Annotated in this window: 22 protein-coding genes and 1 tRNA gene; 10 read left to right on the top strand and 13 right to left on the bottom strand. The window is 68.7% G+C overall.

Features of this window, described 5'->3' with window-relative positions; all coding sequences use genetic code 11:
* Positions 1-22: 22 nt before the first annotated feature.
* Both rplT and rpmI read right to left on the bottom strand, forming a co-directional pair.
* Positions 23-403: a 50S ribosomal protein L20 gene (rplT, locus tag Q8M82_RS19235; protein WP_267519697.1), complete on the bottom strand. Its 381-nt coding sequence runs from the start codon at positions 401-403 to the stop codon at positions 23-25.
* A gap of 28 nt (positions 404-431) precedes the next feature.
* Entirely contained in the window at positions 432-632 is a 201-nt protein-coding gene (rpmI, locus tag Q8M82_RS19240; protein ID WP_305692905.1) for a 50S ribosomal protein L35, read from the bottom strand.
* Between the two features lie 356 nt (positions 633-988).
* Between rpmI and Q8M82_RS19245 the strand changes: the two genes are divergently transcribed.
* Entirely contained in the window at positions 989-1,507 is a 519-nt protein-coding gene (locus tag Q8M82_RS19245) for a hypothetical protein (RefSeq protein WP_305692906.1), read from the top strand.
* 8 nt (positions 1,508-1,515) lie between these two features.
* On the opposite strand, the gene Q8M82_RS19250 is transcribed toward Q8M82_RS19245, so the two are convergent.
* The 5 genes from Q8M82_RS19250 to Q8M82_RS19270 form a co-directional block, all read right to left on the bottom strand.
* A complete protein-coding gene (locus tag Q8M82_RS19250; RefSeq protein WP_305692907.1) occupies positions 1,516-4,095 on the bottom strand; it encodes a chemotaxis protein CheW in 2,580 nt (859 codons plus the stop codon).
* Positions 4,096-4,302: 207 nt separating this feature from the next.
* Positions 4,303-5,394 (bottom strand): DUF1176 domain-containing protein, encoded by a 1,092-nt coding sequence (locus Q8M82_RS19255; protein WP_305692908.1) that lies wholly within the window; start codon positions 5,392-5,394, stop codon positions 4,303-4,305.
* 102 nt (positions 5,395-5,496) lie between these two features.
* Entirely contained in the window at positions 5,497-6,228 is a 732-nt protein-coding gene (locus Q8M82_RS19260; RefSeq protein ID WP_305692909.1) for an aldolase, read from the bottom strand.
* A gap of 113 nt (positions 6,229-6,341) precedes the next feature.
* On the bottom strand, positions 6,342-6,884 hold the full coding sequence (gene infC, locus Q8M82_RS19265; RefSeq protein ID WP_305692924.1) for a translation initiation factor IF-3: 543 nt from the start codon (positions 6,882-6,884) through the stop codon (positions 6,342-6,344).
* Between the two features lie 149 nt (positions 6,885-7,033).
* Entirely contained in the window at positions 7,034-8,263 is a 1,230-nt protein-coding gene (locus Q8M82_RS19270; protein WP_305692910.1) for a glycosyltransferase family 4 protein, read from the bottom strand.
* A 140-nt stretch (positions 8,264-8,403) separates the two neighbouring features.
* On the opposite strand from Q8M82_RS19270, the gene Q8M82_RS19275 reads away from it, so the two are divergent.
* A complete protein-coding gene (locus Q8M82_RS19275; protein ID WP_371126413.1) occupies positions 8,404-9,180 on the top strand; it encodes an alpha/beta hydrolase in 777 nt (258 codons plus the stop codon).
* A 4-nt stretch (positions 9,181-9,184) separates the two neighbouring features.
* Here Q8M82_RS19275 and Q8M82_RS19280 read toward each other — a convergent pair whose 3' ends face one another.
* From Q8M82_RS19280 to Q8M82_RS19300, 5 genes are all read right to left on the bottom strand, one after another.
* A complete protein-coding gene (locus tag Q8M82_RS19280) occupies positions 9,185-9,451 on the bottom strand; it encodes a BQ00720 family protein (protein WP_305692911.1) in 267 nt (88 codons plus the stop codon).
* Positions 9,452-9,544: 93 nt separating this feature from the next.
* Positions 9,545-9,982 (bottom strand): Hsp20 family protein, encoded by a 438-nt coding sequence (locus Q8M82_RS19285; RefSeq protein ID WP_305692912.1) that lies wholly within the window; start codon positions 9,980-9,982, stop codon positions 9,545-9,547.
* 199 nt (positions 9,983-10,181) lie between these two features.
* Positions 10,182-10,258 (bottom strand) — tRNA-His (locus Q8M82_RS19290).
* Between the two features lie 136 nt (positions 10,259-10,394).
* A complete protein-coding gene (locus tag Q8M82_RS19295) occupies positions 10,395-10,988 on the bottom strand; it encodes a phasin family protein (protein WP_305692913.1) in 594 nt (197 codons plus the stop codon).
* A gap of 574 nt (positions 10,989-11,562) precedes the next feature.
* Positions 11,563-11,958 carry a phasin gene (locus Q8M82_RS19300; protein WP_305692914.1) on the bottom strand — a complete coding sequence of 132 codons (396 nt, stop codon included), beginning with the start codon at positions 11,956-11,958 and terminating at the stop codon, positions 11,563-11,565.
* 263 nt (positions 11,959-12,221) lie between these two features.
* Between Q8M82_RS19300 and Q8M82_RS19305 the strand changes: the two genes are divergently transcribed.
* Positions 12,222-15,203: an ATP-binding protein gene (locus tag Q8M82_RS19305; RefSeq protein WP_305692915.1), complete on the top strand. Its 2,982-nt coding sequence runs from the start codon at positions 12,222-12,224 to the stop codon at positions 15,201-15,203.
* 65 nt (positions 15,204-15,268) lie between these two features.
* Here Q8M82_RS19305 and Q8M82_RS19310 read toward each other — a convergent pair whose 3' ends face one another.
* Complete coding sequence (locus Q8M82_RS19310; protein ID WP_305692916.1) at positions 15,269-18,649, bottom strand: EAL domain-containing protein; 3,381 nt, start codon at positions 18,647-18,649, stop codon at positions 15,269-15,271.
* Positions 18,650-18,854: 205 nt separating this feature from the next.
* On the opposite strand from Q8M82_RS19310, the gene Q8M82_RS19315 reads away from it, so the two are divergent.
* From Q8M82_RS19315 to Q8M82_RS19345, 7 genes are all read left to right on the top strand, one after another.
* A complete protein-coding gene (locus Q8M82_RS19315; protein WP_305692917.1) occupies positions 18,855-19,517 on the top strand; it encodes a glutathione S-transferase family protein in 663 nt (220 codons plus the stop codon).
* 99 nt (positions 19,518-19,616) lie between these two features.
* A complete protein-coding gene (locus Q8M82_RS19320; protein WP_371126415.1) occupies positions 19,617-20,546 on the top strand; it encodes a DMT family transporter in 930 nt (309 codons plus the stop codon).
* A gap of 153 nt (positions 20,547-20,699) precedes the next feature.
* Positions 20,700-21,689 carry a LysR family transcriptional regulator gene (locus Q8M82_RS19325; RefSeq protein WP_305692918.1) on the top strand — a complete coding sequence of 330 codons (990 nt, stop codon included), beginning with the start codon at positions 20,700-20,702 and terminating at the stop codon, positions 21,687-21,689.
* Positions 21,689-22,207 carry a tripartite tricarboxylate transporter TctB family protein gene (locus Q8M82_RS19330; RefSeq protein WP_305692919.1) on the top strand — a complete coding sequence of 173 codons (519 nt, stop codon included), beginning with the start codon at positions 21,689-21,691 and terminating at the stop codon, positions 22,205-22,207. Before Q8M82_RS19325 ends, Q8M82_RS19330 begins: the two co-directional genes overlap by 1 nt.
* A gap of 4 nt (positions 22,208-22,211) precedes the next feature.
* Positions 22,212-23,711 (top strand): tripartite tricarboxylate transporter permease, encoded by a 1,500-nt coding sequence (locus Q8M82_RS19335; protein WP_305692920.1) that lies wholly within the window; start codon positions 22,212-22,214, stop codon positions 23,709-23,711.
* A 64-nt stretch (positions 23,712-23,775) separates the two neighbouring features.
* On the top strand, positions 23,776-24,747 hold the full coding sequence (locus Q8M82_RS19340; protein ID WP_305692921.1) for a tripartite tricarboxylate transporter substrate-binding protein: 972 nt from the start codon (positions 23,776-23,778) through the stop codon (positions 24,745-24,747).
* Positions 24,748-24,914: 167 nt separating this feature from the next.
* Positions 24,915-25,343 carry a DUF1236 domain-containing protein gene (locus Q8M82_RS19345; RefSeq protein WP_305692922.1) on the top strand — a complete coding sequence of 143 codons (429 nt, stop codon included), beginning with the start codon at positions 24,915-24,917 and terminating at the stop codon, positions 25,341-25,343.
* The last annotated feature ends 227 nt before the right edge of the window (positions 25,344-25,570 follow it).

The following is a 25,570-nucleotide window of genomic DNA, read 5'->3' on the forward strand; positions in this document are numbered from 1 at the left end:
TATCTCGTTTCAGCCAGAAAGCTCAGGCAGCCTGGGCCTGCGGCTCGGCGGCCAGCGCGGCCTTGACCGCCTCGACCACCGCCGTGAAGGAGGCGGCGTCGTCGATGGCCATCGCCGACAGGGTCTTGCGGTCGAGTTCGATGCCGGCCTTGTGCAGGCCGTTGATGAACATCGAGTAGACTAGGCCGTGCTCACGCACCGCCGCGTTCAGCCGCTGGATCCAGAGCGCGCGGAAGGAGCGCTTCTTGTTCTTGCGGTCGCGATAGGCGTACTGCATCGAGCGATCGACGGCCGCCTTGGCGGCGCGGATCGTATTCTTGCGGCGGCCATAGAAGCCCTTGGCGGCCTTGAGTGTCTTCTTGTGCTTGGCATGGGACGTTACGCCCCGTTTCACGCGAGCCATGTTCGATCTCCGGAAAGGTTAGGGGGCGTCAGCCGTTGGGGAGGAAATATTTCTTCACGTTGGCCGCATCGCCCTCGAAGAGGACGGCGGTGCCGCGGTGATTGCGGAGCTGCTTGTTGGTCCGCTTGATCATCCCGTGACGCTTTCCAGCCTGGGCGTAGAGCACCTTGCCGGTTCCGGTGATCTTGAACCGCTTCTTGGCGGCCGATTTCGTCTTGATCTTGGGCATTTTCGCTCCTCATAGGTCGCGAGCGCGCAAACGGCGCCGCTTCATGTTTGCTTGCGGGAAGCAAAGATCGACCGCCACGGCAGCCCTTATCAGCCGGGCGATCGAAGGCCGCGCGTATGACAGAAAAGGGCGGAGGTGGCAAGAGAGGCGCCGAGGCAGCAGGCGGGAGAGATCATCTCCCGCAGGCGAAGGCCGTGGCAACCTCGCGAGACGAACCAGCGCATTCGACCGGCACCCCCACCATCGACCTCGCCATCGTCCAGCAGATCGTCCGGCGACTTGATCGACAATCACGGTCGCAAGGCGCTAGTCTCTCAGGCCGGGGCGCTGGGGCCGGGCCATTGCGGGAGGTTTGCATGCGCAAGAATCCGACGGCGAAATCGCTCTTCCTGCTGCTCGCCTTCATGGCGGGCTTCATTCCTCCGATCCCGGGCATCGGATCGGCGGAGGCGCAGGTTCGCGGCAACCAGCAGGGCTCGGTCCAGAGGTCCGATCGCGGCAGCCGACCCCAGGTCAACCGCGGCCATGTCAATCGCGGGAATGTCAATCGCAGCCATGCCAACCGAGGCCATGTGAACCGAGGCCACGTGAACCGGGGGCATGTGAACCGAGGTCATGTGAACCGAGGACATGTCTACCGCGGCCATCGCGGCGGCACTGTTGTCCGGCACCACAGGCCCGCTCGCGTGGTTGTGGTCCATCCCCGTCGCCACTGGAATCGCGGCGGCGCCATCGCGGCCGGCGCGGCCGTGGGCTTCATCGCAGGGGCTGCGGCGGTGTCGTGGGCCGGGCAGCCGCCGCGTCCGGGCTATTGCTGGTTCTATACCACGCCGTCGCGGACGACCGGCTTCTGGGACTGGTGCCCGATCCGCTGAGCTTTCTCCTACTCCGCGGCCTGGATGAGCGCCGGCCCGCCCTCGCCCTGAAGCCGCGCGCCGAGGCGGTCGACATCGAGCAGCATCAGCATGCCCGCCGGCTCGCCGCGGGCGTTGCGCGTGGCGACCACGCCGAGCGCGGGGACATCGGTCTTCGAGGTCAGGTCGCGCAGCGGCTGCAGTTCGGAGGTCGCGATCTCGGGGATGATGCCGAGCGCGTCGACGATGAGCCCGAGCGTGCGGCCGGCCGCGCGCACGATGACGATCTGCTGCTCCTCGGAGGAGGCGTCGGGGATGCCCAGCAGCCGGGCCAGACGCAGCACGGGCACGGGCTGGCCCTCATGCAGCTTGTAGCCGGCGAGCAGCCCGTCCCCCGCCTTCCTGGCCGAGGGCTTGAGCCCGGCGATGTCGACCGCCTCGACGACATCCCGCGCCGGGACGCCGAGCCAGTGCCGGCCGATATGGAAGGTCGCCACCTCGAAGGCCTCGACCCCGTCGGCAGGCTTCTGCGCGGCCAGCGCCACCGAGGCGGCGCCCGCCGCCGGGCGGGCCACGTTGTCCGCCGCGACCTCGCCGAGCGGCACGGCGCAGATCGCCACGACATCGGCGCGGTGGCCGTCGCTGGTCTTGTATTCGCGATAGCCCTTCGAGAGCGCGGCGCCCACCGCCATATGCTTGCCCTCGAAGCTGCGAATGCCGGCGAGATCGCCGTCGCGCTCCAGCGCCGCCGCATCGATCGGAAGCGGGCTTTGCGCGCCCACGGGGAAGCGCGGATCACTGGACGAGATGATCCGGCCATCGCCGCCCACCAGCAGCGTGAAGGCCCCCGCCAAGGCCGCGCCCTCCTCGTCGGTCGGCAGCGAATCGGCGAGGATCGCCGAAAATTGCGGAGTCGAGTCGAAGACGATGGCGATGCCGCCGAGCGCCCTGCCCCCGGCCGGGCTCTGAACCGCCGCGGTGTAGATCAGCGTCTCGGCCTCGCCATAGAGCAGGGTCGGCTCGAAGGCGGAGACGGCATAATGCTGGCCGGTGCGCAGGGCGAGCGTGCGTCCGACCCATTCGGCCTCGAGTCGCTGTCCGACGAGATGGGCCTGCGACGGCTGCGAGACGGCGACGACGACGCCCTGCGCATCGAACAGGATGAGATTGCTGTAGACGGTGTAGAGCGCGTTGATGGTGGCGAGAATCTCGCCGCAGAGCCGGCGGCCTTCGGGCGACGGCTCCGCCAGCACGCGGGCGAAGCTCGCATTCAGCGCCCACCAGCGGCAGTCATTGGCGCGCTCGTAGAGATTGCGGTCCATCACGTCGATGGCGAAGGCGGCGCGCGAGCGGCACTTCTCCATGATGGCGGCGACGACGGTGCGGTGGAGATCGCCGATCGAGGCGTCGCAGACGGCCTGCGTCTTGCGGCCGGCGCTGGAGATTTCCCAGAGCAGGATTTTCGAGAAGGCGGCATTGGCGGCGGTCGAGCCGGCCTGCCGGATCGAGCCGTTCCAGACGGAGCGGTTGAGATCGCCCTGGATCGCCGCCGCCTGGCGCGAGACATGGCGCAGTTCGGCCGAAAACAGCCCGGCCCGGCTGGTGACCGCCGCGAGCAGATCCTCGCCGATGCCCTTGCCGAGTTCGCCGTCGTCCTGGTCGAAGGCCGCCTCCAGCGGGATCAGCCCGAGACCGAGCCAGCCCGGCCCCATATAGCCCTGATAGCCCGACGTGCGGCAGGCCATGGCGAGATATTGCCGTCCCCCGAGGCGGATCACCGGGTCGCGCCCCTGCAGCGCGGAGGGCGAAAGCTTCAGCCCCGCCGGAAGCTGGATCGGGCAGGAGCCGGCGACGACGTCGCCGTCGGGCGAGACGCAGGCCAGCACGGTCCAGTCCTGTTCAGGCAGGAGCTTGCGGAAGATGCCCGCCATCTCGTCGGCCAGCCGGAAGACGAGAACGAGGACGCCGAGCGGGCGCTTGCCCGCATCCTCGACGCGCCAGGCATAGACCAGCGCGTTCTCGTCGGCGACGAAATCGATGGGGCCGTAATGCTCGACATAGGCGCCGCTCGAGGTCAGCGCCTCCGTGACGATCGGGTGCTGCGCCTCCTGCGCCGGATGCGGCGCGAGCCGGGCGCGGATCGCGCCCTCGCGGTCGATCAGCACGATGTCGGAATAAACCGAATACTTCGCGACATAGTCCCGGAAGCGCGCCTCGATCGCGGCCCGGGCCTCGGGCGAGACCGGGGCCTCCAGCATCTCGCGGATGTCGGTGTCGGCGGCGAGGAAGCCGATGTCGGCCGTGCGCTCGAACAGATTGCGGACCAGCACGTCGATGGCGTTCTGCGCTTTTGTGCGCAGATCGGTCATCGCCTTGTCGCGGGTCTCCTTGGCGAGATGGCCGAGCAGGCTGGCGGTCAGCGTCTCGAAGGCCGATCGCGTGCCCGACATCTCGGTGGCATTGCCGGAAAGCTGCCCGAGCAGCGTCAGCGTATCCCAAGAGGCCTGCAGCCGGTCGAAGACCTGGCGGTAGTCGTCGATCGCCCGCATGTGCCGGATCAGGCCGGCCAGCGCCGGATCGATCGCAGGTCCCGTCTGTAACGTCGGCAAGGGCAGGCGCCTCCGGTAGGCCGTCGCCCGCCGATACGGTACCGGACGAGGGACGCGCGCAACAAGGCGGGCCTCGTTGCGCGCGGAAGAAGATCACCAACTGCGCTGATTCGCATCCGCCCGAACAGGTGTTCGTGCTCAAATTTCGGTCAGAGGGCCCGCGCGAGCGGCGCCGCGACGCAGCTGCCTTTACGTTATCGACAGCATTCAGCGCGCCCGATACACGAGCGGGAACTGCTCGGGCGTGCCCGCCTTGCCGTCGCAGGCCACCTTCTCGCGATACTCGACCAGGACGAACTCGCCATCGGCCCCCACACGGTGGCGCTCATGGACCCCGCAGTCGCCCTCGCTGCGGCCGAGCGCGGTACCGGTGACGGTGCGGGTCTTCACATTCCATTCCGGCGACATCAATTCGGCGGGCGCGCTCGTGCGCTTCTTGCCGGGAGGGGCCTTGAAGTTCAGGAAGCGGAGGTTCTGCGCCGGCTCCGGCAGGTAGACCAGCGCATAGACCGCGTTCGCCTGGATGTTGAAGCGCTGGCAGGGCAGTTCCCAGATCGCCGATTCCTCCGACATCTGGAAGCCGGTGACGCCGGCCTTCAGCATCTCCGGGTCGCAGCCGAAGCGGCTCTTGAGCGTCGCCGGCAGCGTGCGCGGGATCTGGGCCGGCCTGACCGTGTAGCGGCTGAAGCTGCCGCCGGGATTGGAGGGAGGCGCCGCGGCGGCGGTCGCGGGCGGCGGTGCGGCAGGAGGCGGTGCGGCGATCGGCGCCATCATGCAGCCGGCTCCGCCCTTCACGGGCACGCGCGCCTGCTGCTTGCCGGCCATCGACACGGTCAGCGTTCCGCTCTCGATCTCGACCGCCTCGCCCTCGATCTCCCCAAGCTTGAGGTCGAGCACGGCAAAACCTTCATCGGCGCCGAGCCTGTAGAGTTGGTAGGGGTAGAGACCGTAGCCGCCGACCTTGCCGCCGGTCGCCACGCGCGTCATCGACAGGATCTTCTCGGCGACCTTGATGCGCGCCGGCTGGCGGGCGTGATTCTGGCCGGTCAGCGCTTCTGTGAAGATGAAGGCGTAGCGGTCCTTGTCGGGATCGCGGTTGGACTGCCACAGCGCGACAGAGCAGCCCTTCGAGCGGTCGACCTCGGCCTTGTCGAACAGTTTCAGGTCGAGCTTGGTCTCATCGGGCTTGGCCGGCGCCGGGCTCTGGGCGGGCGCGGGCGTCTGCGCCCCGATCGGTCCCGCTGACATTGCAGCCAGCACCAGCGCGGCCCACGCCGCCGCAACTCCGTTCGACCCCATCGCCAATCCCCCCGGCAGCGGCCGCGCCCGTGGCGGGCGTCGGCTTCCTCGCGGCACCCTAGTCAAGGACCGCGCCGGGGAGAACACGAAAGTGACGCTAGGTCAGATGCGCTCGATCCGCATCAGCGCTTCGAAATGCTTCTCTGACTGGAACACCAGGACCTGGCGCCATTCGCGGGCGGTCGCCTCAATCTCGGCGTCGGGAATGAGCTTCAACGGCCGGCCGGTCGACATGGCCAGGACCTGCTGGCGGCAGGCGCGTTCGAGAAAATAGAGGTCGTCGAAGGCGACCGCGACGGAAGGGCCGCCGATGGTGACGCCGTGATGGGCGAGGAAGGTGATGTCGGCGCCCGCCTCGGCCTTGTTGGCGGCTACGATCGCCTCGCCCTCGCTCTCGTCCAGCGCCAGCCCGCCGAAATGGTCGACATAGAGCGTGCGGCCATGAAAGCGGCAGGCGGTCTGGTGCGCCATCTCGAGCCGCCCGCCCTCGACCATGGTCAGCGCGGTGGCATAGGGCATGTGGACGTGCAGAACCGCGACATGGCGCGGATTGGCCTTGTGGGCGGCGATGTGGATGTTGCGGGCGGTGGCCTCGACCTCGCCCTCCCCTTCCAGGACCTGGCCGCGTTCGTCGATCAGCAGCAGGTCGGACGGCCTCATCTCCGACCAGTGCACGCCATAGGGGTTGATCAGGTAGCGCGTGCGGCCGTCGGGACCGTCGGGCAGAGCGACCGAGAAGTGATTGCAGATGCCCTCGTTCAGCTCGAACTTCGCGGCAAGGCGCAAGGCGGCGGCGAGATCGCGCCGCTGGCTGGTGATGGAAGACTGGGTCATCGGCGTGGCGCTCGCGGTTCGGTTCGGTCGCCGTGACCCAAGCATCGCGGGGCCGGACATGACAAGGCCCGGCACTGGGGCCGGGCCTGATGCCGATTGCATGGCGCGAGCGACTAGCGCGGCGCCAGCACCATGACCATCTGGCGGCCTTCGAGCTGCCAGTCGCTCTCGACCTTCGCCTGCTCGGCGAGATCGGCCTTGACGCGCTCGAGCACCTTCACGCCGAGATCCTGATGGGCCATCTCGCGGCCGCGGAAGCGCAGGGTCACCTTGACCTTGTCGCCCTCCTCGAAGAAGCCGAGCATGGCCTTCATCTTGACGTCGTAGTCATGCTTGTCGATGCCCGGCCGCAGCTTGATCTCCTTGATCTCGATGGTGCGCTGCTTCTTGCGCGCCTCGGCGGCCTTCTTCTGCTCCAGGAAGCGGAAGCGGCCATAGTCGAGAATCTTGCAGACCGGAGGCACGGAGTTGGGGGCGATCTCGACAAGGTCGAGACCGGCATCCTCGGCAATCTTCAATGCCTCGAAGAACGACACCACGCCACGATTGGCGCCGGTATCGTCGATGAGCTGGACCTCGCGAACGCCGCGGATGTCGCGGTTGGAGCGCGGACCGTCCTTGGTCGGGGTCGGGGCGGCACGGAAAGGACGACGAATGGCTGTATTCTCCTGTGAACGGCGCGCGCGGCGCCCATCGCCAGACACATTGCACAAAGACGCGCGTTGTCAATGCACGAGGGCCGGCTGTCGGTGACGAATACCCGATAGATCGGGACGATCCCGGTTTTCGGCAAGACCGACGCGGTTCAAGCGCCGCCCCGCCCCTCCAGCAGCGCGCAATAGACGTCGAGGGTCTCGGCGACCATCGTCTCGAGCGAGAAATGCCGCTCGACATGGCGGCGCGCCCGCATGGCGAGATTGTCGCGCGCCGACGGCCGCAGCGAGAGCGCGCCGGACAGCGCCTCCGCCAAGGCGGCGGCGTTGCCGGGCTCGACGCGCCAGCAGGTGCGCTCGCCGGGCGGGGTCTGCGGCGGGGCGAGCACGGTTTCCGGCACGGCACCGAGATCGGAGACGACGACCGGCGTGCCCATGGCCTGGGCCTCGACGGCGACGCGGCCGAAGGCTTCGGGCTCGGTCGAGGGCACGGTGACGACAGCCGCGGCCAGCAGGGCGGCCGGCATGTCCGAGCAATGGCCGACGCGGCGCACGCGCCCCTCGAGCCCCGCCTTGGCGATGAGCTGGTCGAGCTCCCTGACATAACCGTCGCGGCCCTGCGGATCGCCGGCCAGGATGAAGGCGGTGTCGGTGTCGCCGCCGTCGCGCAGGATGCGGGCGGCCTCGATCAGCACGCGCTGGCCCTTCCAGCCGGTCAGCCGGCCCGGCAGCAGCACGATCTGCTGATGCGCGCCGATGCCCCAGGCGGTGCGCAGCGCCTGGATCCGCTCCGGCGCAACGGCCTGGGGCGCGAAGGCCGCGAAATTGGTGCCCCGGTTGACGACGCGAATGCGCTCCCGAGCGAAGCCGTGACGGGCGAGGATGAGCTCGGCGGTATAGGCGGAATTGGCGATGACGATGTCGCCCCGCGCCATGACCGAGTTGTAGAGCGTCTTCACCGCCGAGCGGCTGTTGTAGGAGCCGTGATAGGTGGTGACGAAGGGCAGGCGCAGGAGCCTGGCGGCGGCGAGCCCGACCCAGGCCGGTGCCCGCGACCGGGCATGGATCAGATCGACGCCCTCGTGCCGGCAGAGCAGCGTGAGCTTGCGGATGTTCAGCGCCATGGCGAGCGGGTTCTTGGCCGCGGCCGGAAAGGGCAGCCAGACGCCGCCCTTGGCCTGCAGCTCGGCCACCAGCCGGCCGCCCTCGGTGGCGACCAGCGCGCGTGCGCCGACCTCGGTCAGCCCGCCCGCGATGTCGACCGCCGTGCGCTCGGCGCCGCCGGCCTCGAGCTCCGGGATGATCTGCAGGATCGTGCGCCCGACGAGCGGGTGGGACTCGGTCGAGGGCAGGGAGAGATGTGCACCGGGCTGAAAGGACATACTCACCGCTCTGGAACGCCACCCCTGACCCGTGCGGGCCGACCCGCGACACATTCGTGAGGCGTGACTATGCCTGCCCGCCGGCCGAATGCGCAGCCTATATTCGCCCGCCGGACCCGATTCGTCACAGGAGATTTGCGTTGGAGCGAGAGGCCCCCCAATGGCTCGAAGTCGGCGAGGGCGCGCAGATGCGCCGTCTCGCCGTGCTGTCCCGGCCCGGCGACGGCGTGCCGGTCGTCTGGCTCGGCGGTTTCCGCTCGGACATGCGGGCGACCAAGGCCGAGGCCCTGAACGACTGGGCAAGGCGGGCCGGCCGGCCCTTCCTGCGCTTCGACTATGCCGGCCATGGCGAGAGCGACGGCGATTTTGCGCGCTGGACGCTGTCGCACTGGCTGGAGGATGCGCTGGCCGTCATCGCCGCCCGCTGTGGCGCGCCGCCCATCCTGGTCGGCTCCTCGATGGGCGGCTGGATCGCGCTGCTCGCGGCGCGCCGGCTGCTGGGCACGGCGCTGGCGCCGGCCGGCCTCGTGCTGATCGCACCGGCGGTCGACTTCTCGGAAGATCTGATGTGGGCCCAGATGCCCGAGCCGATCCGCCAGACCATCCTCCGCGACGGCGTCTGGATGCGCCCGTCCGAGTATTCGCCGGAGCCGACGCCGATCACGCGCGCGCTGATCGAGGACGGGCGCCGCCATCTGATGTTCGGCTCGGAGATCAGGACGGGCTGTCCCGTCCACATCCTGCAGGGGATGCAGGATCCCGACGTGCCCTGGCGCCAGGCCCTGAAGCTCGTCGAGCACCTCAGTGGCGATGCGGTGATCCTGACGCTGGTCAAGGATGGCGACCACCGGCTTTCGACCGCGCAGGATATCCAGCGCCTTCAGGCGGCGGTCGCCGGGATGGCGACCGCGCCGTGATGCCTCAATGGACGCTGACCATCCGCAGATCGTGCTCCCAGGCGTTGGCGGTGGCCGCCTCGCGGGAATCCGTCACCAGGATGGGCGCGCCGTCGGCGGAGAGCAGCGCGAAGAGCTGCAGGCCCGACTGGATCTCCGGCGCCTGCGGAAAGATCCGCAGCAGTTCGTCGGATGTCATCGACTTGAGATAGGCGACCTCACCGGTCCCCAGCGCCGCGAATTCGGCCGGGGTCAGGGGGGTCGTCCGGATCATCGTGCTGTCTTCGTTCATCGCGCCCTCCTTCAGAGCAGTGCGAGTGCGGTTACAAGAATACGACTGCAATCATGAACGGATGCAAAAACCGCGCTTGCATCCGCTTCGAGCTCAGACCGGCTCATCGCGGCTCACGATATCGATACGCCGGATCAGCCTTTCGGGTTCCGGGCGGACGAGATCGATCGCCAGCAGCCCGTTGGAGAGGTCGGCCCCCATCACCTGCATCCCTTCAGCCAGCAGGAAGCTGCGCTGGAACTGGCGCGCCGCGATGCCGCGATGCAGGAAATGCCGGCTCTTGTCGTCGAGCTGGCGACCCCGGATCGTGAGCTGGTTTTCCTCCAGCGTGATCTCGAGCTGGTCGCGCGCGAAGCCTGCGACGGCGAGCGTGATCCGCAGCCGGTCGGGCTCGTCACCCGAGCGGGCGAGCCGTTCGATGTTGTAGGGCGGGTAACCCTCGTTGGCGCCCTTGGCGACCCTGTCGAGGGCGCGCTCGATATCGTCGAAGCCGAGAAGAAACGGATGGGACAGACTGGGCGTACGCGTCATTCTCAGGACCTTGCCTGACGGTGCCGGAGCCTCGCGAGAGCGCTCCCGATCGACCGGGGCCCAGATATCCGGCGCCCCGCGGGCGGAAGGCGAAGCCCTTCCGCTTGAGTGACGATATGGCGATCGCGGCGGCGGCTTCAAGGGTTCCGGCGGCGCCGCCGGGGCGGTCGAACGTCGCGGCGAACCGGGCGGGGACGGGTGGTACAGCCACCCCGGCTTGAACGGGGGACCTCTAGATCCACAATCTAGCGCTCTAACCAACTGAGCTATGGCTGCCCGCACCCGGCGCTTGGCGATCGGTCGCTTTCGCGAGATCGGCGGCGGCGCGGAACCTAGAACCGACGCCCCGCGATTGCAACCCGGCAATCGCGGGTTTTTGCTGTCCGCGAGCCCAGGCCCTGGAGATCCGATGTCAGTCCCTGCCGATCGCCTTGCTGGCGATGCGCGCCAGTTCCTTCAGATGCTCCGAATAGGACTCATAGGAGCGGCGCACGGCCTTGGCCTGAAGGGCCACCGCATCGGCGGCGCTGTCGGTGCGCGCCAGCGTCTCGACGTCGCCCAGCGTCGCCTTCAGCTCGGCGCAGGCATGGTCGAGCATGCTCGCCTGGAGCGCGCCGAAAGCTTTCGCCATCGCCAGCGTCTGAGTCATCACCGTGGTCGAGGCGATGGCGGCGAATTCAGGTGGGCGCGGCAGCGGCGTCGCGATCAGCGAAGCGGGCGCGGCCACAGGGGCGGCGGCCGGAGCCGCGGGCTTCGGCGGGGCGATGTCGGCCGTGCGCGCCGCGGTCTCGACGACCGCCTGCGTCGCCTTGGCCGCAGCGACCGCGACGGTTTCGATCGCGGCGGTCGCAGCGGCGGCCGTCTTCGCGACGGCAGCCGGCGCAGCGGCCGCGAGGGCGGCGGAGGCGGGCGCTTGGACCTTGGCGGCCGGCGTCTCGCGCCGGACCTTGGTGGAGGCGATCTGGGTCGCGGTGCCCGGCTTGATCGCCCGGGGCGCAATCTTCACGGGCGCCTTCGGTGTCTCCGTCTTGGCAGCCGGAGACTTGGCGACCACAGACTTGGCAACCACAGACTTGGCAGCCGAAGACTTGGCAGCCGCAGGCACGGCTGGGGCCGCTTTGGTGACCGCAGGCTCGGCAGGGGCGGGCTTGGTCACAGGCCCGGCAGCAGCCGGCATGGAAGCCGCAGGCTTGGCAGCCGAACCCTTTGCATCAGCCGGCTTGGCCTCCGGCATTTTGGCAGCGGGCATCGTCGCAGTTGGGGCGGGTTTGGCGGCGGGTTCCGCCTTGGGCTGAGGCGCTACGACGGGCGCTGGCGCCGGAGCCTTGGCGGCCGGAGCGTCGGGCGGCAGCGTCCCCGACAGCGCCTTGACGGGCGACAGGCTGATCGGGGCTTTGGACTTGGTCCGGGTCGGTGCGGGCTTGACCATCACGGTTCTCCTTCGGCGCTGACAGGGTGCGGCGGGCGTTGCGCCCGGCTTCCGGTCGTGGATATCGCGCCGGGGCTGTCCGGATGGTCAGTTCGGCGCAGGAGCGGCCGCCGCGGGGCAGCGGCCGCGTCCGAGGCGGTTGCGTCTGCGATTACTTGGGCTTGGCAGCCTTCGCCACAGTCTCGGCCGTCTTGGTGGCGACCTCCTGGGCGGCGGCACCGAATTCCTTCAACTGAGCCTGGAGAGCGGCCATCTGGGCCTTCATGAACTCCGACTGGTGCGTCATCACCTCGGTGATGTCCTTGGACTGCACCAGCTTCTGGGCCAGGTCGAAGGCCGCCGCAACGTTGTTCTCGGCATAGGAGATCGCCTTGCGGGCGGCGTCATGCGTGCTCACGCGGGCTGTCTCGGCCGAGCCATGCGCGGAATCGACGGCTTTCGTCGCCGCGCCGATGAAACCGTCGAAGGCCTTGCGGGCCTGCTCGACACTGCGCTCGGCGAAGTCGCGCATCTCGGCGGGGACTTCGTAAGGGGTCTTGATCGCCATGGGTGGTCCTCCTGTTCGGCGCCGCTGACTGTCTGCCTTGCCGGATCCGCCGGCCAAGGCCCGGTCTCTGTTATTGTGCAGCGCAATATCATTGTTGCGCCGCAAAGACAATGATAGCCGCAATGCCCGGATCCGTTAACGCTGTTTCGAACGGGCGGGGGAGAGCGCGGGTCCCTCCATGGCGCAGCGGTGATTTGGCGGCTATTAAGGCTTTGTTAGGCATAATGGCGCCGCCTTGGGGTGCCAACCGAGAGCATGCGGGCATGAGCGAAGCCGGACAGGACTGGGCACGGCTGGGCGCGACAGCGGCGCAGGATGCGACTCTCGCCTCCTATGCGGCCGGCGGCGCCCTGCTGCTCTGGGATCGAGACGCCGCACAGCCGGGCTTCCTCAACGCCGCGGCCCGGGCGCTGCTGGCCGGAACCGGCTCGCTGCCCGCCACGACGCGCCAGAGGCTGTCGCTGCTCGCGGGCGGCCTCGCCTCGCCCGATCGGCTGCGGCTGGAGCGCCTGCGGCTGACCGCGGGCTTCGCGGCGACGCTGGTCACCTGCGGCTGCAAGCTCGTCACCGCCGCGGACGGGACGCCGGTTCTGGCGCTCGTGGTGCCCGAGGCCGAGTTCCGGCGGCTGGGAATCGCCCTCCCGCAGCCTGAGTCCGATCCGCTGCCGACAGCCGAGACGCCGGCGCCTGCGACGACGCCGGCCGAGGCACCGGAGGCCGCGGCGACCGCCCCCGCTCGCGCGGTTCGCTTTCTCTGGCAGAGCGATGCACAGGCGCGCCTGACCAGCCTCTCGCCGAATCTGGCCGAACTCGCGGGCCCCGATGCCGTGGCGCAGCTCATCGGCCGGCCCTGGGCCGAGCTGATCGGCACGGTGGTGCAGGATCGCAGCGGCGGCCTGCTCGAGCGCCTGAGCGGAACGACGACCTGGAGCGGCCATGAGGTGCTCTGGCGCAGCGCGACGCCAGGCGAAGGCGCGCGGGTCGACCTCTCCGGCGTGCCGGTTCTCGACGCCACCCGGCAGGTCACCGGCTTCCGCGGCTTCGGCCTGGCGCGGCCCGGCGCGCGCGAGCCCTTCCCGGTCGCGGCCGAGGTCGCCTTGGCTGAACCCGCGGTCGAGGCTGCGGCCGACGAACCCAAGCTCGCCTTGGACGCGGCCGGCGAAACCGTGCCGGCTCACGCGACCGAGGCTGCGACGTCCGAGACCGAGGTCATCGAGGCGATCGATGCCGCCGTCGTCGCGCCGGCACAGGCCGCCTCGCCCGAGGACCTGGCGACCGACACCGGCGAGCCGCTGTCGCCCGAACCGGCCGAGCCCATCGCCGCGACGGAGGAGTCGGCCGAGCCCCCGCGCGCGACCGCGACTCCAGAGCCGCCCCCGGGCGACGAGGCTCCCGCCGAGGACGCGCCCTCGCCCGCTCCGTCAGCGGGCAACATCGTGCCGCTGCGCAACGGACATCTGACCCCGGTGCGGCCGATCATCGAACCGTCGAAACCCAATCTGAGCTCGGCCGAACGGAGCGCCTTCCGCGAGATCGCCAAGGCGCTGGGCGCGCGCATCGCAGGCGACGACGAGCCGGCTGCCCCGCGCCTGCCGCCCGCCGCGCCACTGCGGCTGAAGGAGGCCGAACCCGCGGCCGTCGAGGGCGGGAGCGGTGCGGCGGAGGCGAGCCCGGCGCCGGAGCCGGCCGCCACGGCCCGGCGGCTGCCGAACTCGCATGCGGACCTGCTCGACAGGCTGCCGATCGCGGTGCTGGTCAACCGCGACGACACCGCGCTATACGCCAACCGCACGATGCTCGACCTGCTCGACTATGCCGATCTCGACGATCTCGCCTCGGGTGGCGGTGTCAGCCGGCTGATCAAGGATGCCGAGCGCACCGATGGCGGCGGCATGACGCTGATCGACCGTCTGGGCCATCTCGTCCGGGTCGATGCGGTGCTCTCGAGCGTCGCCTGGCAGGGTGAGCAGGCGACGTTGATGGCGTTCCGCCATCCCAAGGGCGGCGGCGAGGCCAAGGCGCTCACGCCGGAGGAGGCCGAGGAGGCGGAACGGGCGGCCGAGTTCGAGGCCGAGGATACCGAGAGCGCCGCCCGGGTCGAGGCGCTGCGGCTGGATGCGGGCGTCCGCGACGCGCGCATCGCCGAACTCGTCGCGATGCTCGACACCGCCACGGACGGCGTCGTCACGGTGGATGAGCGCGGCCGGATCCTCTCGCTCAACAAGACCGCCGAGGCGCTGTTCGGCTACGACCAGCGCGAGGTCACGGGCGAACTGTTCACCCTGCTGTTCGCAGCCGAGAGCCATGCGCCGGCGCTGGACTATCTCGAGGGGCTGAGGGGCGGCGGCGTCGCCTCGGTGATGAATGACGGCCGCGAGGTCGTCGGCCGGGTGCGCCAGGGCGGCAAGATCCCGCTGTTCATGACGATGGGCCAGATCGCGGAAGGCACGGAGCGGCGCTTCTGCGCCGTGCTGCGCGACATCACCGCCTGGAAGAAGACGGAAGGCGAGCTGGTCGAGGCGCGCAAGGCCGCCGAGAAGGCCAGCGCCCAGAAATCCGACGTGCTGGCCAAGATCAGCCACGAGATCCGCACGCCGCTGAACGCGATCATCGGCTTTGCCGAGGTGATGGCGGAGGAGCGTTTCGGGCCGATCGCCAATGAGCGCTACAAGGAATACCTGCGCGACATTCACCAGTCGGGCGGCTACGTCATCAGCCTGGTCAACGACCTGCTCGACCTCGCCAAGATCGAGGCCGGCAAGCTCGATCTCGACTTCGTCAGCGTCAACCTGAACGAGATCGCGCTCTCGGCGGTGAGCCTGCTGCAGCCGGAGGCGCAGCGCGGCCGCGTCGTGCTGCGCTCGGGGCTCTCGCCGAAGCTGCCGCCGGTCGTGGCCGACCAGCGCTCGATCCGGCAGATCGTGATCAACCTGCTCTCCAATGCCGTGAAGTTCACCGATGCCGGCGGGCAGGTGATCATCTCCACCGCGCTTGGCGACCAGGGCGAGGCGATCCTGCGGGTGCGCGACACCGGCATCGGCATGGACGACAAGGAGATCGAGCTCGCGCTCGAGCCCTTCCGCCAGGTGCCGACGACGCGACGCGCCGGCGGCACGGGCCTGGGCCTGCCGCTGACCAAGGCACTGGTCGAGGCGAACCGCGCCGCGATGTCGATCACCAGCGTGAAGAAAGAAGGCACGCTGGTCGAGATCACCTTCCCGCCGCAACGTGTGCTGGCGGGGTGAGGAGACGGCGGCTGACGGCCCTGCGCGGCCGATGAGGGGCCGCCGTGCGAGAGGTCGGTCGCGGGTCAGGCCTGCCGCAGCACCCGTCGTCGCGGACCCTCCGGGCGAGCCGGCGACCCGTTGCGGATCATCCAGGGCACGCGCTCGGCGAAGGCCGGTTTCGCATAGAAATAGCCCTGGCCGAAATCGCAGCCCGCTTCCCTGAGCCGGTCGGCCTGGCCGGCGTTTTCGACGCCCTCGGCCGTGATCCTCATGCCCATGTTGCGACCGAGGCCGACGACCGCCGCCACGATAGCGGCATCGTCCCTGTCGGTTTCGAGGTTCCTGACGAAGCTCTGGTCGATCTTGATGTGATCGACCGGGAACTGCTTGAGGTGGGTCAGCGACGCAAAGCCGGTGCCGAAATCGTCCAGCGCGATCGAGATCCCGGCCTTGTGGCATTCGCTGAGGACGGCCGCCGCTCCCTCGGTCTGGCGCCCCAGGAACACCGTCTCGGTGACCTCGATCTCGAAGTGCGACGTCGGGACGTCGGCGGCGTCGAGGAGCGCCATGATCCGGGTCGCGAGCGTGCGGTCGGCGAAATCGGCGGAGGCGAGGTTGACGGCGACACGCCCGAATTCGAGGCCCTGGTCGAGCCAGGCGCGCATGTCCGACGCCACCTGCCCGATCATGGCCGTGGCCAGCGCCGTCGAGATCTCCTGATCGTCGAAGGCCGATCCGAAATAGGCCGGGGTCAGCAGGCCGAGTGTGGGATGCCGCCAGCGGGCCAGCGCCTCGAAACCGACGATCTCGCCCGTCGCGAGCGACACTTTGGGTTGATAATGGGGGAAGAATTCGGCCGCTTCCAATCCCTGGCGGACTTCGCGCAGGATCGAGACGCGGCGCTCCATCAGGTCGCGTGCCGCAGGCGAGTAGACGACCGCCCTGCTGCGTCCGCCCTCCTTGGCCCGGTAGAGCGCGATGTCCGCGTCCTTCATCAGTTCGACGGGATCGCGATGATGCTCGGGGAAGGCTGCTACGCCGATGCTGGCCTTGGTGGACAGGGCCCGTCCCAGATAGTCGAAGGTGGTCCGCAAGGCCTCGACGATTCCGTCGGCGCATGAAGCGATGTCGGCCAGCCCGGGCTGCTCGACCAGAACGATGGCGAATTCGTCTCCGCCGACGCGGGCGACCACGCCCCGGTCGCCGACCAGCCGCGTCAACCGGGCCGCCGTTTCGGCGAGGAGTTGATCGCCTGCGGCGTGACCCAGCGTGTCGTTGATGTCCTTGAAGTCGTCGAGGTCGAGCAACAACAGACCGACGCCGGTTCCAGCCAATTCGGCTGTCTCCAGCGCGTCCTCCAACCGCGTCTGGAACAGTGCCCGATTGGGCAATCCCGTCAGAGGGTCGTGGTTGGCCGTCTGCCAGATCGCTTTTTCGGTCGCCTTCCGGTCAGAGATGTCGAAAGTAATGCCGATCAGGCGCTCGTCGCCGTTCCGCTCCGCCCTGATCGCGAGCCAGATCTCGCCGCCATCGGGGCCGCGGTAGCGCACTTCGGTCGAGTGCGTGCCGTCGGCGATGGCGGCCAGGCGCAACAGATCGACCTTGTGCCGGTCGTCGGGATGAACGCGCTCGACGAACTCCGATGTCGGCCCCGAATGAATACCGAGCAGCGCGTAGGCGTTGTCCGAGCGATCGACATGCTTCGTCGTCAGGTCGACGTCCCAGGCGACCATGTTGCTCGCGTGCAGCGCCAGCCGGAGACGCTCGCCGCCGATGCGCACGGCGTCTTCGGCGATCTTGCGCGGGGTGATGTCTTGGAGAGTGCCCAACATACGGACGGGGCGGTCTTCGACATCGTAGAGCGTGCGCCCGCCGACCTCGACCCAGCGCGTCTCGCCGTCCGTGGGCCTGATGATGCGGAACGTCGCCGAAACGGATGGCGAGCCCCGATCGAAGGCCGGGTCGAACGCGGCACGAATCCGCGCGCGGTCGTCGGGATGGACGAGCGGCAGACAATCCTCCCGCTGCAGAGCCGCCGTCTCCGGCATCCCCAGGATGCCACGGACCTCCGACGACCATTCGAGATGCCCGGTGGCAAAGTCGAGGTCCCAGATGCCGAGTCCCGTCGCGGCCAGGGCCAGCCGAAGCCGCTCCTCGCTGGTGCGAAGCGCTTCGCTCGCCCGGCGCGCCTCGGTCAGATCCTGCAAGGCGCCCACCATCCTGATCGGCCGGCCCGCGGTATCCCTCACGAGATAACCGCGATCGCGGACATAGGCGTAGTCACCGTCGCCCTTGCGCCAGCGATACTCGCCTTCCCAGCGCTCGCCGTCCCGCCCCGCGATGAAGGCCCGAACCTGCTCGTCGACGGTCGCCCGGTCGTCCGGATGCACGCTTTCCAGCCAGGTCGTTCCCGTGGCGGGGGCTTGCGCCTTCTCGTAGCTGAACAGCCCGAGCCGGCTTTCGCCCCATTGCAGCCGGTCCGTCTCGAAATCCCAATCATAGATCGCGTCCGATGTCGCATGGGCCGCCAGACGATAGCGCTGCTCGCTCTCGCGGAGCCTCTCCTCAGCGACCCTGCGATCATCCTCCGCCAGCCTCCGGGCCGTGACGTCGGCGAAGGTGCGGACGACGCCGCCATTGGGCAGACGGTTCGTCCTGACCTCGAGGACCGTGCCGTTCGGCCGCCGTCGCTCGTAGACCGAGGCCTCGATGTTGTTGCCCTCGTGCCGGATGGCGTGCACGAGCGTCGGGTCGGCGTCCGCGAATTCGCCCTGCTCGATCTGCCAGCGCTTGACGTCCTCGAATTTTGGCACCGCGCGCATCATCTCGGCCGGCAGGTCGAGCAGATCGATGGCGCGCTGATTGCAGACGACGACGTCTCCACTGGAATCGACCATGACGATGCCCTGGTCGACATTCTCGAGCGCGCCGTGCAGCAGCGCCGTGTTCTCGGCCAGAGCCTTGTTCGTGCTGCGGAGCTTGAGCTCGCGCATCACGGCCCGCGCCAGCGCCAGCAGCGTGCTGGCCTGAACCTCCGTCAGCCCCTGCGGACGGGGACGGACATCGCCGACGCAGACGGCACCCAGCAGCAGACCATCCGGTGTTTCCAGGCGCGCGACGGCGTAGAAGCGCAGGCTCGGCGGGCCGATGACGAACGGATTGCTCTCGAAACGCTCGTCTTTGGCGAGATCGGCGATGACGACGAGCTTCGCCTCGTGGATCGTGTTCGCGCAGATCGACGTGTCGAGCGAATTCTCGTCCAGGCTCAGCCCGATCCGAGACTTGAACCACTGCCGCTCGCCCTCGAGGAAGCTGACGGCCGCCACGGGCGTGCCGCAGGTTTCGCTCGCAACCCGCGTGATTTCGTCGAACGCGGTCTCGGACTTCGTGTCGAGGATGTCCAGAGCCTTCAGCGCCGCGAGACGACGCTCATCTCTCCAGAACGATCTCGGTTCGGTGTTCATGGTCAAGCGGCTGACCTTCATGACGACGCGCGCGGGTTTGCGACGTTACGAACGAGCACTTACGAAACCCTGAAGCGGAGCAAGGCCGGGACATGGGGACCGGAGAGACGACTTTGCGCATGGCTGGGAGCCCAAGGACGCGGATGCACCCGCGCCGACTCTCCGCTAATGACAGGAGGCAATCCTTCTCCCAAGGCGCTCTCCCATGACCCTCACCATCTATGGCTGCTACCGCTCGCGCGCCTCGCGCAACATCTGGCTCGCCAACGAACTGGGCCTGTCCTTCACCCATGTCCCCGTGATCCAGGTCTATCGCCTGCCCGACCCCAACGCGCCGGGTGCGCCCGTCCATACGCAGAGCCCGGAGTTCCTCGCGGTCAATCCGAAGGGGCAGATCCCGGCCATCGACGACGGCGGCTTCAAGCTGCAGGAATCGCTCGCCATCAACCTCTATCTCGTCCGCAAGCATGGCGGCCCGCTGGCGCCGAAGGATGCGCAGGAGGAGGGGCTGGCGGTGATGTGGTCGCTCTGGGCGAGCACGGCGGTCGAGAGCCATGCGCTCAACATCCAGTACCACATGGCGGCCTATCCGCCTGAAAAGCGCGATCCGAAGCTGGTCGAGGCGGCGCTCGCCGCCCTGCCGGCCCCGTTTGCCGCGCTGGACAAGGCGCTCGCCGCGGGCGGCGGCTTCGTCATGGGCGGGCGCTTCACGGTGGCCGACATCAACGTCGCCGAGATCATCCGCTACGCCAAGCCGGCCGCGCAGCTCTTCGAGGCGGCACCGCATGTGAAGGCCTGGCTCGACGCCTGCCATGCCCGCCCCGCCTTCCAGGCGATGTGGACGGCGCGGGACGCGGAAGCGGCCTGACGCTACATCGGCACTCTGGACGACAGGATCCGGGTGGCGGCCTCGCCGCCCTGAGCCTACTGACGCGGGCTGACGGTCGGGCGAGGACAAAATGCCGCGATGACGATGCCCATGCCTGCCGCGCCCGCGCGGATGTCGACGCCCGACTGGCTGCTGCTGGCCGGGCTCTCCGTCCTGTGGGGCGGCTCCTTCTTCTTCAACGCGCTGGCGCTGGCGCAATGGCCGCCGCTGCCGGTGCTGCTCGCGCGGGTGGGTCTGGCGGCGCTGGCGCTGCTGCTGGCAGTGCGGCTGGCGGGGCTGTCGATGGCGGTCGGCCGGGGCCTCTGGCTCGCCTTCTTCGGCATGGGCGTGCTCAACAACCTGATCCCGTTCAGCCTGTTTCTGTGGGGCCAGCAGCAGATCCCGAGCGGGCTGGCCTCGATCCTGAACGCGATGACGCCGATCTTCACGGTGCTGGTGATGCATGTGTTCGGCGGCGAGCGCGCGACCGGGCGCAAGATCGCCGGCATCGTCGCGGGCTTCGCCGGCGTCGCCATCCTGATCGGGCCTGACGCGCTCTCGGGGCTCGGCCTCAACCTGCTGGCGCAGCTCGCCTGCATCGGTGCGACGGTCTCCTACGCCTTCTCGGGGTTGTATGGCCGGCGCTTCCGCGCCTTGCCGCCGCTCGTCACCGCCGCCGGCCAGCTCAGCGCCTCGACGCTGATGACGCTGCCGATCGTGCTCGTGCTCAACCCGCCCTGGACCCTGCCGCTGCCCACGGCGCAGACGGTCTTCGCGCTGCTCGGCCTGGCGCTGGTCTCGACGGCACTGGCCTATGTGATCTTCTTCAGGATCATGCGCTCCGCCGGCCCGAGCAATGTCGTGCTGGTGACCTTCCTGATCCCCGTCAGCGCCATCCTGCTCGGGGTCGGCCTGTTGGGGGAAAGCCTGTTGCCGCGCCATTTCGCCGGCATGGCGGCGATCTTCGCGGGGCTGGCACTGATCGACGGGCGCATCCTGCGCGTCATACGGCCCTCCACAGCCTCGTGACCGGGGACGGCTCGCGAAACCGAGCCCTTTATTGCCAATAAATTATGAATTGCTCTAGGGTCGCTTTCGCGGCATGAGCCGCTATCGGCTCTAACGACGAGCACTGGAAGATATCGGCCAACGATACGCCAGAGGGGACCAAGAGGGACACCCATGGACATCAGGCATCTGCGATGCTTCATCGCAGTGGCGGAAGAGCTTCATTTCGGCCGCGCTGCGGAGCGGCTCGGCCTGGCTCCCCCCGCCCTCTCCCGCCAGATCAGCACGCTGGAAGAAGAGCTCGGTTGCGTTCTCCTGACCCGTACGACGCGGCAAGTCGCTCTGACGCGGGCAGGCCTGATCATGCTCGAGGAAGCCAAGAGCATCCTCGCCCGGATGGACCACGCCTCCCGGGCGGTACGGGAGGCCTCGCTCGCCTCGGGCAAGATGCTGCGCATCGGCGCGATCGACGCCGCCTCGTCCAGCTTCGTTCCCGAGGCGCTCGTCGCCTTCCGCGAGCGCTATCCCGGCGTGCAGATCAAGTTCGTCGAGGCGATGACGGCCCCGCTCGTGCAGATGCTGGAGGCCGGCAAGCTCGATCTCGCCCTGACCCGGCCGCCGCGCAAACCGACCGACTGCGCCTTCGAGGTGCTGCGCGTCGAGCGGCCGATCGTCGTGCTCAACGAGGCCCATCCGCTGGCGGCGCGCGAGCATCTGACGATGCAGGATCTCGTGGGCCAGCCCTTCGTGGTGCCCTCGAAGCGGATCCGGCCCTTCGCCTATGATCTGGTGATGGCCTATTTCGAGAGCGTCGGCGCGGTACCCAACGTCACCATCGAAGCGACCGAGAAGCCGGCGATGATGTCGGCGGTGGCAGCCGGGCTCGGGATGGCGCTGGCACCGGACTGGGTCTCGCGCCTGAGCTTTCCGGGCGTGACGATGCGGCGTCTGCGCGGCGCGCTGCTCGACCCGCCGCCGCCCGGCGCTCTGGTGGGCATCGCCTGGCGGCCGCAGCAGCGGCTCGACGCCCGCGACGACTTCCTCGCCATCCTGCGCGAACGTGTCACCCTGATCGACGAACGGCAGGTGCTGCCCTTCGCCATTCCCGTCACGAAGCTAAAGCGAACCGCCCGCCTGGTCGGGTCGGCAGTTGGAGGAGCCTGATGAGTTTGAACCAGATCGAACGGGCGCGGGGCCTGCGCATTCGCTCGTCGCAGGATTTCGCGGCCGGGCTCTTCATGATCGTGCTGGCCGTCCTGGCGCTGGTTCTGGCGCGCGACCTGCCCATGGGCAGCCTGCGCCAGATCGGCCCCGGCATGCTGCCGACATGGTTCTCGATTTTCTGCGCCGCTCTCGGGCTGCTGCAGATCGTCGGGTCGCTGCGCTTCAACGGTGAGGCGCTCAGCGGCTGGTCGTGGCGCGGCGTGATCTTCGTGCTCGGCGGCGCCTGCGTCTTCGGCCTCACCATACGCGGCTTCGATTTCGGCCCGATCAGGTTCCCTTCCCTGGGGCTCCTCGTGGCCGGCCCGCTGGTGATGCTGATCTCCGGCCTGGCCGCCAACGACCTGAAATGGAAAGAGCTGATCATCTTCACCGTGGCGATGTCCGCCGCCTGCATCCTCCTGTTCAAATACGCGCTGAGCCTGCCGATTCCGCTGGCGCCCTGGCTGCTGGGAATCTGATCCGATGGATATGTTCTCCAACCTGTCGCTGGGCTTCGGCGTCGCGCTGTCCTTTCAGAACCTCGCGCTCTGTTTCGTCGGCTGCCTCGTCGGCACGCTGATCGGCGTCCTGCCCGGCGTCGGCCCGATCGCGACGATCTCGATCCTGCTGCCGATCACCTTCGGGCTCGATCCGACCGGCGCGCTGATCATGCTCGCGGGCATCTATTACGGCGCCCAATATGGCGGCTCGACCACCGCGATCCTGGTCAACATCCCCGGCGAAGCCACCGCCGTCGTCACCACCCTCGACGGCCACCAGATGGCCAAGCAGGGCCGGGCCGGCATCGCGCTCGGCACCGCCGCGATCGGCTCCTTCGTCGCCGGCTGCTTCGCGACCGTGGTCATCGCCGCACTCGGCGCGCCCCTGACAAAGATGGCGCTGCTGTTCGGCCCGGCGGAATATTTTTCGCTGATGGTGATGGGCCTGTGCTTTGCGGTGGTGCTGGCGCGCGGCTCGATCCTGAAGGCCTTCTGCATGATCATGCTCGGCCTCCTGCTTTCGACCGTCGGCACCGATCTGGAGACCGGCCAGGAACGGCTGACCTTCGGCATCCCCGCCCTGGCCGACGGAATCGACTTCTCCGTCCTGGCGATGGGCATCTTCGGTTTCGCCGAGGTGCTGCGAAACCTCGAGACCCCTGAGGCGCGCGACGTCGTGCGCGCCAAGATCGGGCGGCTGCTCCCCGGCTGGTCGGACATCAAGCAGTCGGCCATGCCGTGCATGCGCGGCACGGTGATCGGCGGCACGCTCGGCATCCTGCCGGGCAACGGCGCGGTGCTGGGCCCCTTCGCCAGCTACACGGTGGAGAAGAAGATCGCCAAGGATCCCTCCCGCTTCGGCAAGGGCGCGATCGAGGGCGTCGCGGGCCCCGAATCGGCCAACAACGCCGGCGCGCAGACCGCCTTCATCCCGCTGCTGACGCTCGGCATCCCGCCGAATGCGGTGATGGCGCTGATGGTCGGCGCGATGACCATCCACGGCATCATCCCCGGCCCCCAGGTCATGACCCGCAACCCCGAATTGTTCTGGGGCATGATCGCATCGATGTGGATCGGCAATCTGATGCTGCTGATCATCAACCTGCCGCTGGTCGGGCTGTGGGTGAAACTGCTGCAGGTGCCCTATCGCCTGATGTTCCCGGCGATCCTGATCTTCTGCTGCATCGGCATCTACTCGGTGAACAACCAGCCCCTCGACGTCGCCTTCACCGCGATGTTCGGCCTGTTCGGCTATCTTCTGATCAAGCTCGGCTTCGAGCCGGCGCCGCTGCTGCTGGGCTTCGTGCTCGGCAAGCTGATGGAAGAAAAGCTGCGCCAGGCGCTGATCATCTCGCGCGGCTCGTTCATGACCTTCCTCGAGCGGCCGATCTCGGCCGGGCTCCTGCTCGTGGCGGTCGCCGTGCTGGTCGTCGCGCTCATGCCGTCGATGGCGAAGAAGCGCGACGAAGTCTTCACCGAATGAGGGGCTTGCCGCGCATCGCGCGGCGCCCCACCTTGCCCGCAACCATAACGAGGAAGGAACCGCAATGAAGAAAACCGTAATCGGCCTCGCCGCCGCCATGACCCTCGCCCTCGCGGGCGGCGCCCACGCCCAGGGCTATCCGACCAAACCCGTGACGATGATCGTGCCGTTCGCCGCCGGCGGACCGACCGACATCATCGCGCGCATCGTCGGCGACCACATGTCCAAGACGCTCGGCCAGCAGATCGTGATCGAGAACGTCGCGGGCGCCGGCGGCACCACCGGCATCACCCGCGCGATGACCGCGGCGCCGGACGGCTACACCATCGCGATGGGCCATCTCGGCACCTTCTCGGCGGCACCCGCCACCTATCCTGGGCTGAAATACGACCCGATCAACGGCATCCAGCCGATCGGCCTGGCCGGCGGCACGCCGATCCTGATCGTCGCGCGCAAGAACCTCGAGGCGAACGACCTGAAGTCCTTCGTGGCGGCGGTGAAGGCCAATCCCGACAAGTTCAACGAAGCCCATGCCGGCCTGGGCTCCGTGTCGTGGACGACCTGCACCCTGCTGAAGGGGCAGCTCGGCGTGCCGAAGCTGAACGCCGTCGCCTATCGCGGCACCGGCCCGGCCCTGAACGATCTCGTCTCCGGCCAGATCGACTTCATGTGCGACCAGATCGTCAGCGTGTCCGAGCAGGTCAAGGCGGGCACGATCAAGGCCTTCGCGGTCGCCTCGGCGCAGCGTTCGCCCGCCCTGCCGGACGTGCCGACGACGACGGAAGCCGGCCTGCCCGAGTACCAGATCGAGGCCTGGAACGGGCTGGCCGCGCCGAAGGGCACGCCGAAGGAGGCCGTGGACAAGCTGGTCGACGCCCTCAACAAGGCGCTGAACGACGAGAACACCAAAAAGCGCCTGCTCGATCTCGGGGCGGTGATCCCCACCGCGACGGACCGCACGCCGGAGGGCTTCGGTGCCCTGATCAAGCGCGACGCCGCCAAGCTCGACCCGGCGCTGAAGAGCGCTCCGCGCTAGTCCTCGACCGAGGCGATTCCCTGACGGCGGCCTCCCGGGGCCGCCGTTTGCGTTTGGTGGTCCTCGCGGCGCGTTAACGCATCGACATAAGTCGTGACCGATTGTCGCGGAACCGCGACGCCTGCCGGTGGTTCTCTCCCCGAACTTTTCCTCGGAAGGAGACCATCATGATCAAGAAGCTTGCTCTCGTCGCCGCCATCGTCGCCATCCCCGCGACCGCCTTCGCGCAGACCCAGCAGCCTTCGGGCGGCGCCACGGGCGGCGCGGTCAGCGGCGCGACCTCGGGCGCCATCGGCGGCGCGATCGTCGGCGGCCCGGTCGGCGCGGCCGTGGGTGGTGTCGGCGGTGCGGTCGTCGGCGCGATCATCGGCGATGCGGCGACCCCGAAGTTCCGCACCTATGTCGTGGAGCAGGACGTGCCCTCCTACACCTATCGCGAGCAGGTCGCCGTCGGCGCCGTCCTGCCCGAGGAAGGCGTGGTCTACCGCGAGGTCCCGGCCGAGTACGGCGTGCAGGGTTACCGCTACACGGTCGTGAACGGCCGCACGGTCCTGGTCGAGCCGCGCACGCGCCGCATCGTCCAGATCATCAACTGATCGCAGCGCCGCTTCCTGCGGCGATGCAGGCCCGCTCCCGCAAGGGGGCGAGCCTTTCCTTTGGCGACGGCCGCTGCCGCCCACATGCCGTCCCGCGAGGAGGGATGACGCTGGAACATCGGCGGCTCCTGACTGTTGGTCCGGCAACCATCTCCAACAGGGAGTCTCCCACCATGATCAAGAAGCTCGCCCTCGTCGCCGCGCTGTCGGTCCTGCCCGCCACCGTC

The sequence above is a fragment of the Allobosea sp. genome (genome assembly GCF_030694325.1).
Classification (GTDB): domain Bacteria; phylum Pseudomonadota; class Alphaproteobacteria; order Rhizobiales; family Beijerinckiaceae; genus Allobosea.

Excerpts from the sequence above, each read along its gene's own strand:
- rplT (WP_267519697.1), bottom strand. The coding sequence starts at position 403 with ATGGCTCGCGTGAAACGGGGCGTAACGTCCCATGCCAAGCACAAGAAG.
- rpmI (WP_305692905.1), bottom strand. The coding sequence starts at position 632 with ATGCCCAAGATCAAGACGAAATCGGCCGCCAAGAAGCGGTTCAAGATC.
- Q8M82_RS19245 (WP_305692906.1), top strand. The coding sequence starts at position 989 with ATGCGCAAGAATCCGACGGCGAAATCGCTCTTCCTGCTGCTCGCCTTC.
- Q8M82_RS19255 (WP_305692908.1), bottom strand. The coding sequence starts at position 5,394 with ATGGGGTCGAACGGAGTTGCGGCGGCGTGGGCCGCGCTGGTGCTGGCT.
- Q8M82_RS19260 (WP_305692909.1), bottom strand. The coding sequence starts at position 6,228 with ATGACCCAGTCTTCCATCACCAGCCAGCGGCGCGATCTCGCCGCCGCC.
- Q8M82_RS19270 (WP_305692910.1), bottom strand. The coding sequence starts at position 8,263 with ATGTCCTTTCAGCCCGGTGCACATCTCTCCCTGCCCTCGACCGAGTCC.
- Q8M82_RS19280 (WP_305692911.1), bottom strand. The coding sequence starts at position 9,451 with ATGAACGAAGACAGCACGATGATCCGGACGACCCCCCTGACCCCGGCC.
- Q8M82_RS19285 (WP_305692912.1), bottom strand. The coding sequence starts at position 9,982 with ATGACGCGTACGCCCAGTCTGTCCCATCCGTTTCTTCTCGGCTTCGAC.
- Q8M82_RS19300 (WP_305692914.1), bottom strand. The coding sequence starts at position 11,958 with ATGGCGATCAAGACCCCTTACGAAGTCCCCGCCGAGATGCGCGACTTC.
- Q8M82_RS19305 (WP_305692915.1), top strand. The coding sequence starts at position 12,222 with ATGAGCGAAGCCGGACAGGACTGGGCACGGCTGGGCGCGACAGCGGCG.
- Q8M82_RS19310 (WP_305692916.1), bottom strand. The coding sequence starts at position 18,649 with ATGAACACCGAACCGAGATCGTTCTGGAGAGATGAGCGTCGTCTCGCG.
- Q8M82_RS19315 (WP_305692917.1), top strand. The coding sequence starts at position 18,855 with ATGACCCTCACCATCTATGGCTGCTACCGCTCGCGCGCCTCGCGCAAC.
- Q8M82_RS19320 (WP_371126415.1), top strand. The coding sequence starts at position 19,617 with ATGACGATGCCCATGCCTGCCGCGCCCGCGCGGATGTCGACGCCCGAC.
- Q8M82_RS19325 (WP_305692918.1), top strand. The coding sequence starts at position 20,700 with ATGGACATCAGGCATCTGCGATGCTTCATCGCAGTGGCGGAAGAGCTT.
- Q8M82_RS19330 (WP_305692919.1), top strand. The coding sequence starts at position 21,689 with ATGAGTTTGAACCAGATCGAACGGGCGCGGGGCCTGCGCATTCGCTCG.
- Q8M82_RS19335 (WP_305692920.1), top strand. The coding sequence starts at position 22,212 with ATGGATATGTTCTCCAACCTGTCGCTGGGCTTCGGCGTCGCGCTGTCC.
- Q8M82_RS19340 (WP_305692921.1), top strand. The coding sequence starts at position 23,776 with ATGAAGAAAACCGTAATCGGCCTCGCCGCCGCCATGACCCTCGCCCTC.
- Q8M82_RS19345 (WP_305692922.1), top strand. The coding sequence starts at position 24,915 with ATGATCAAGAAGCTTGCTCTCGTCGCCGCCATCGTCGCCATCCCCGCG.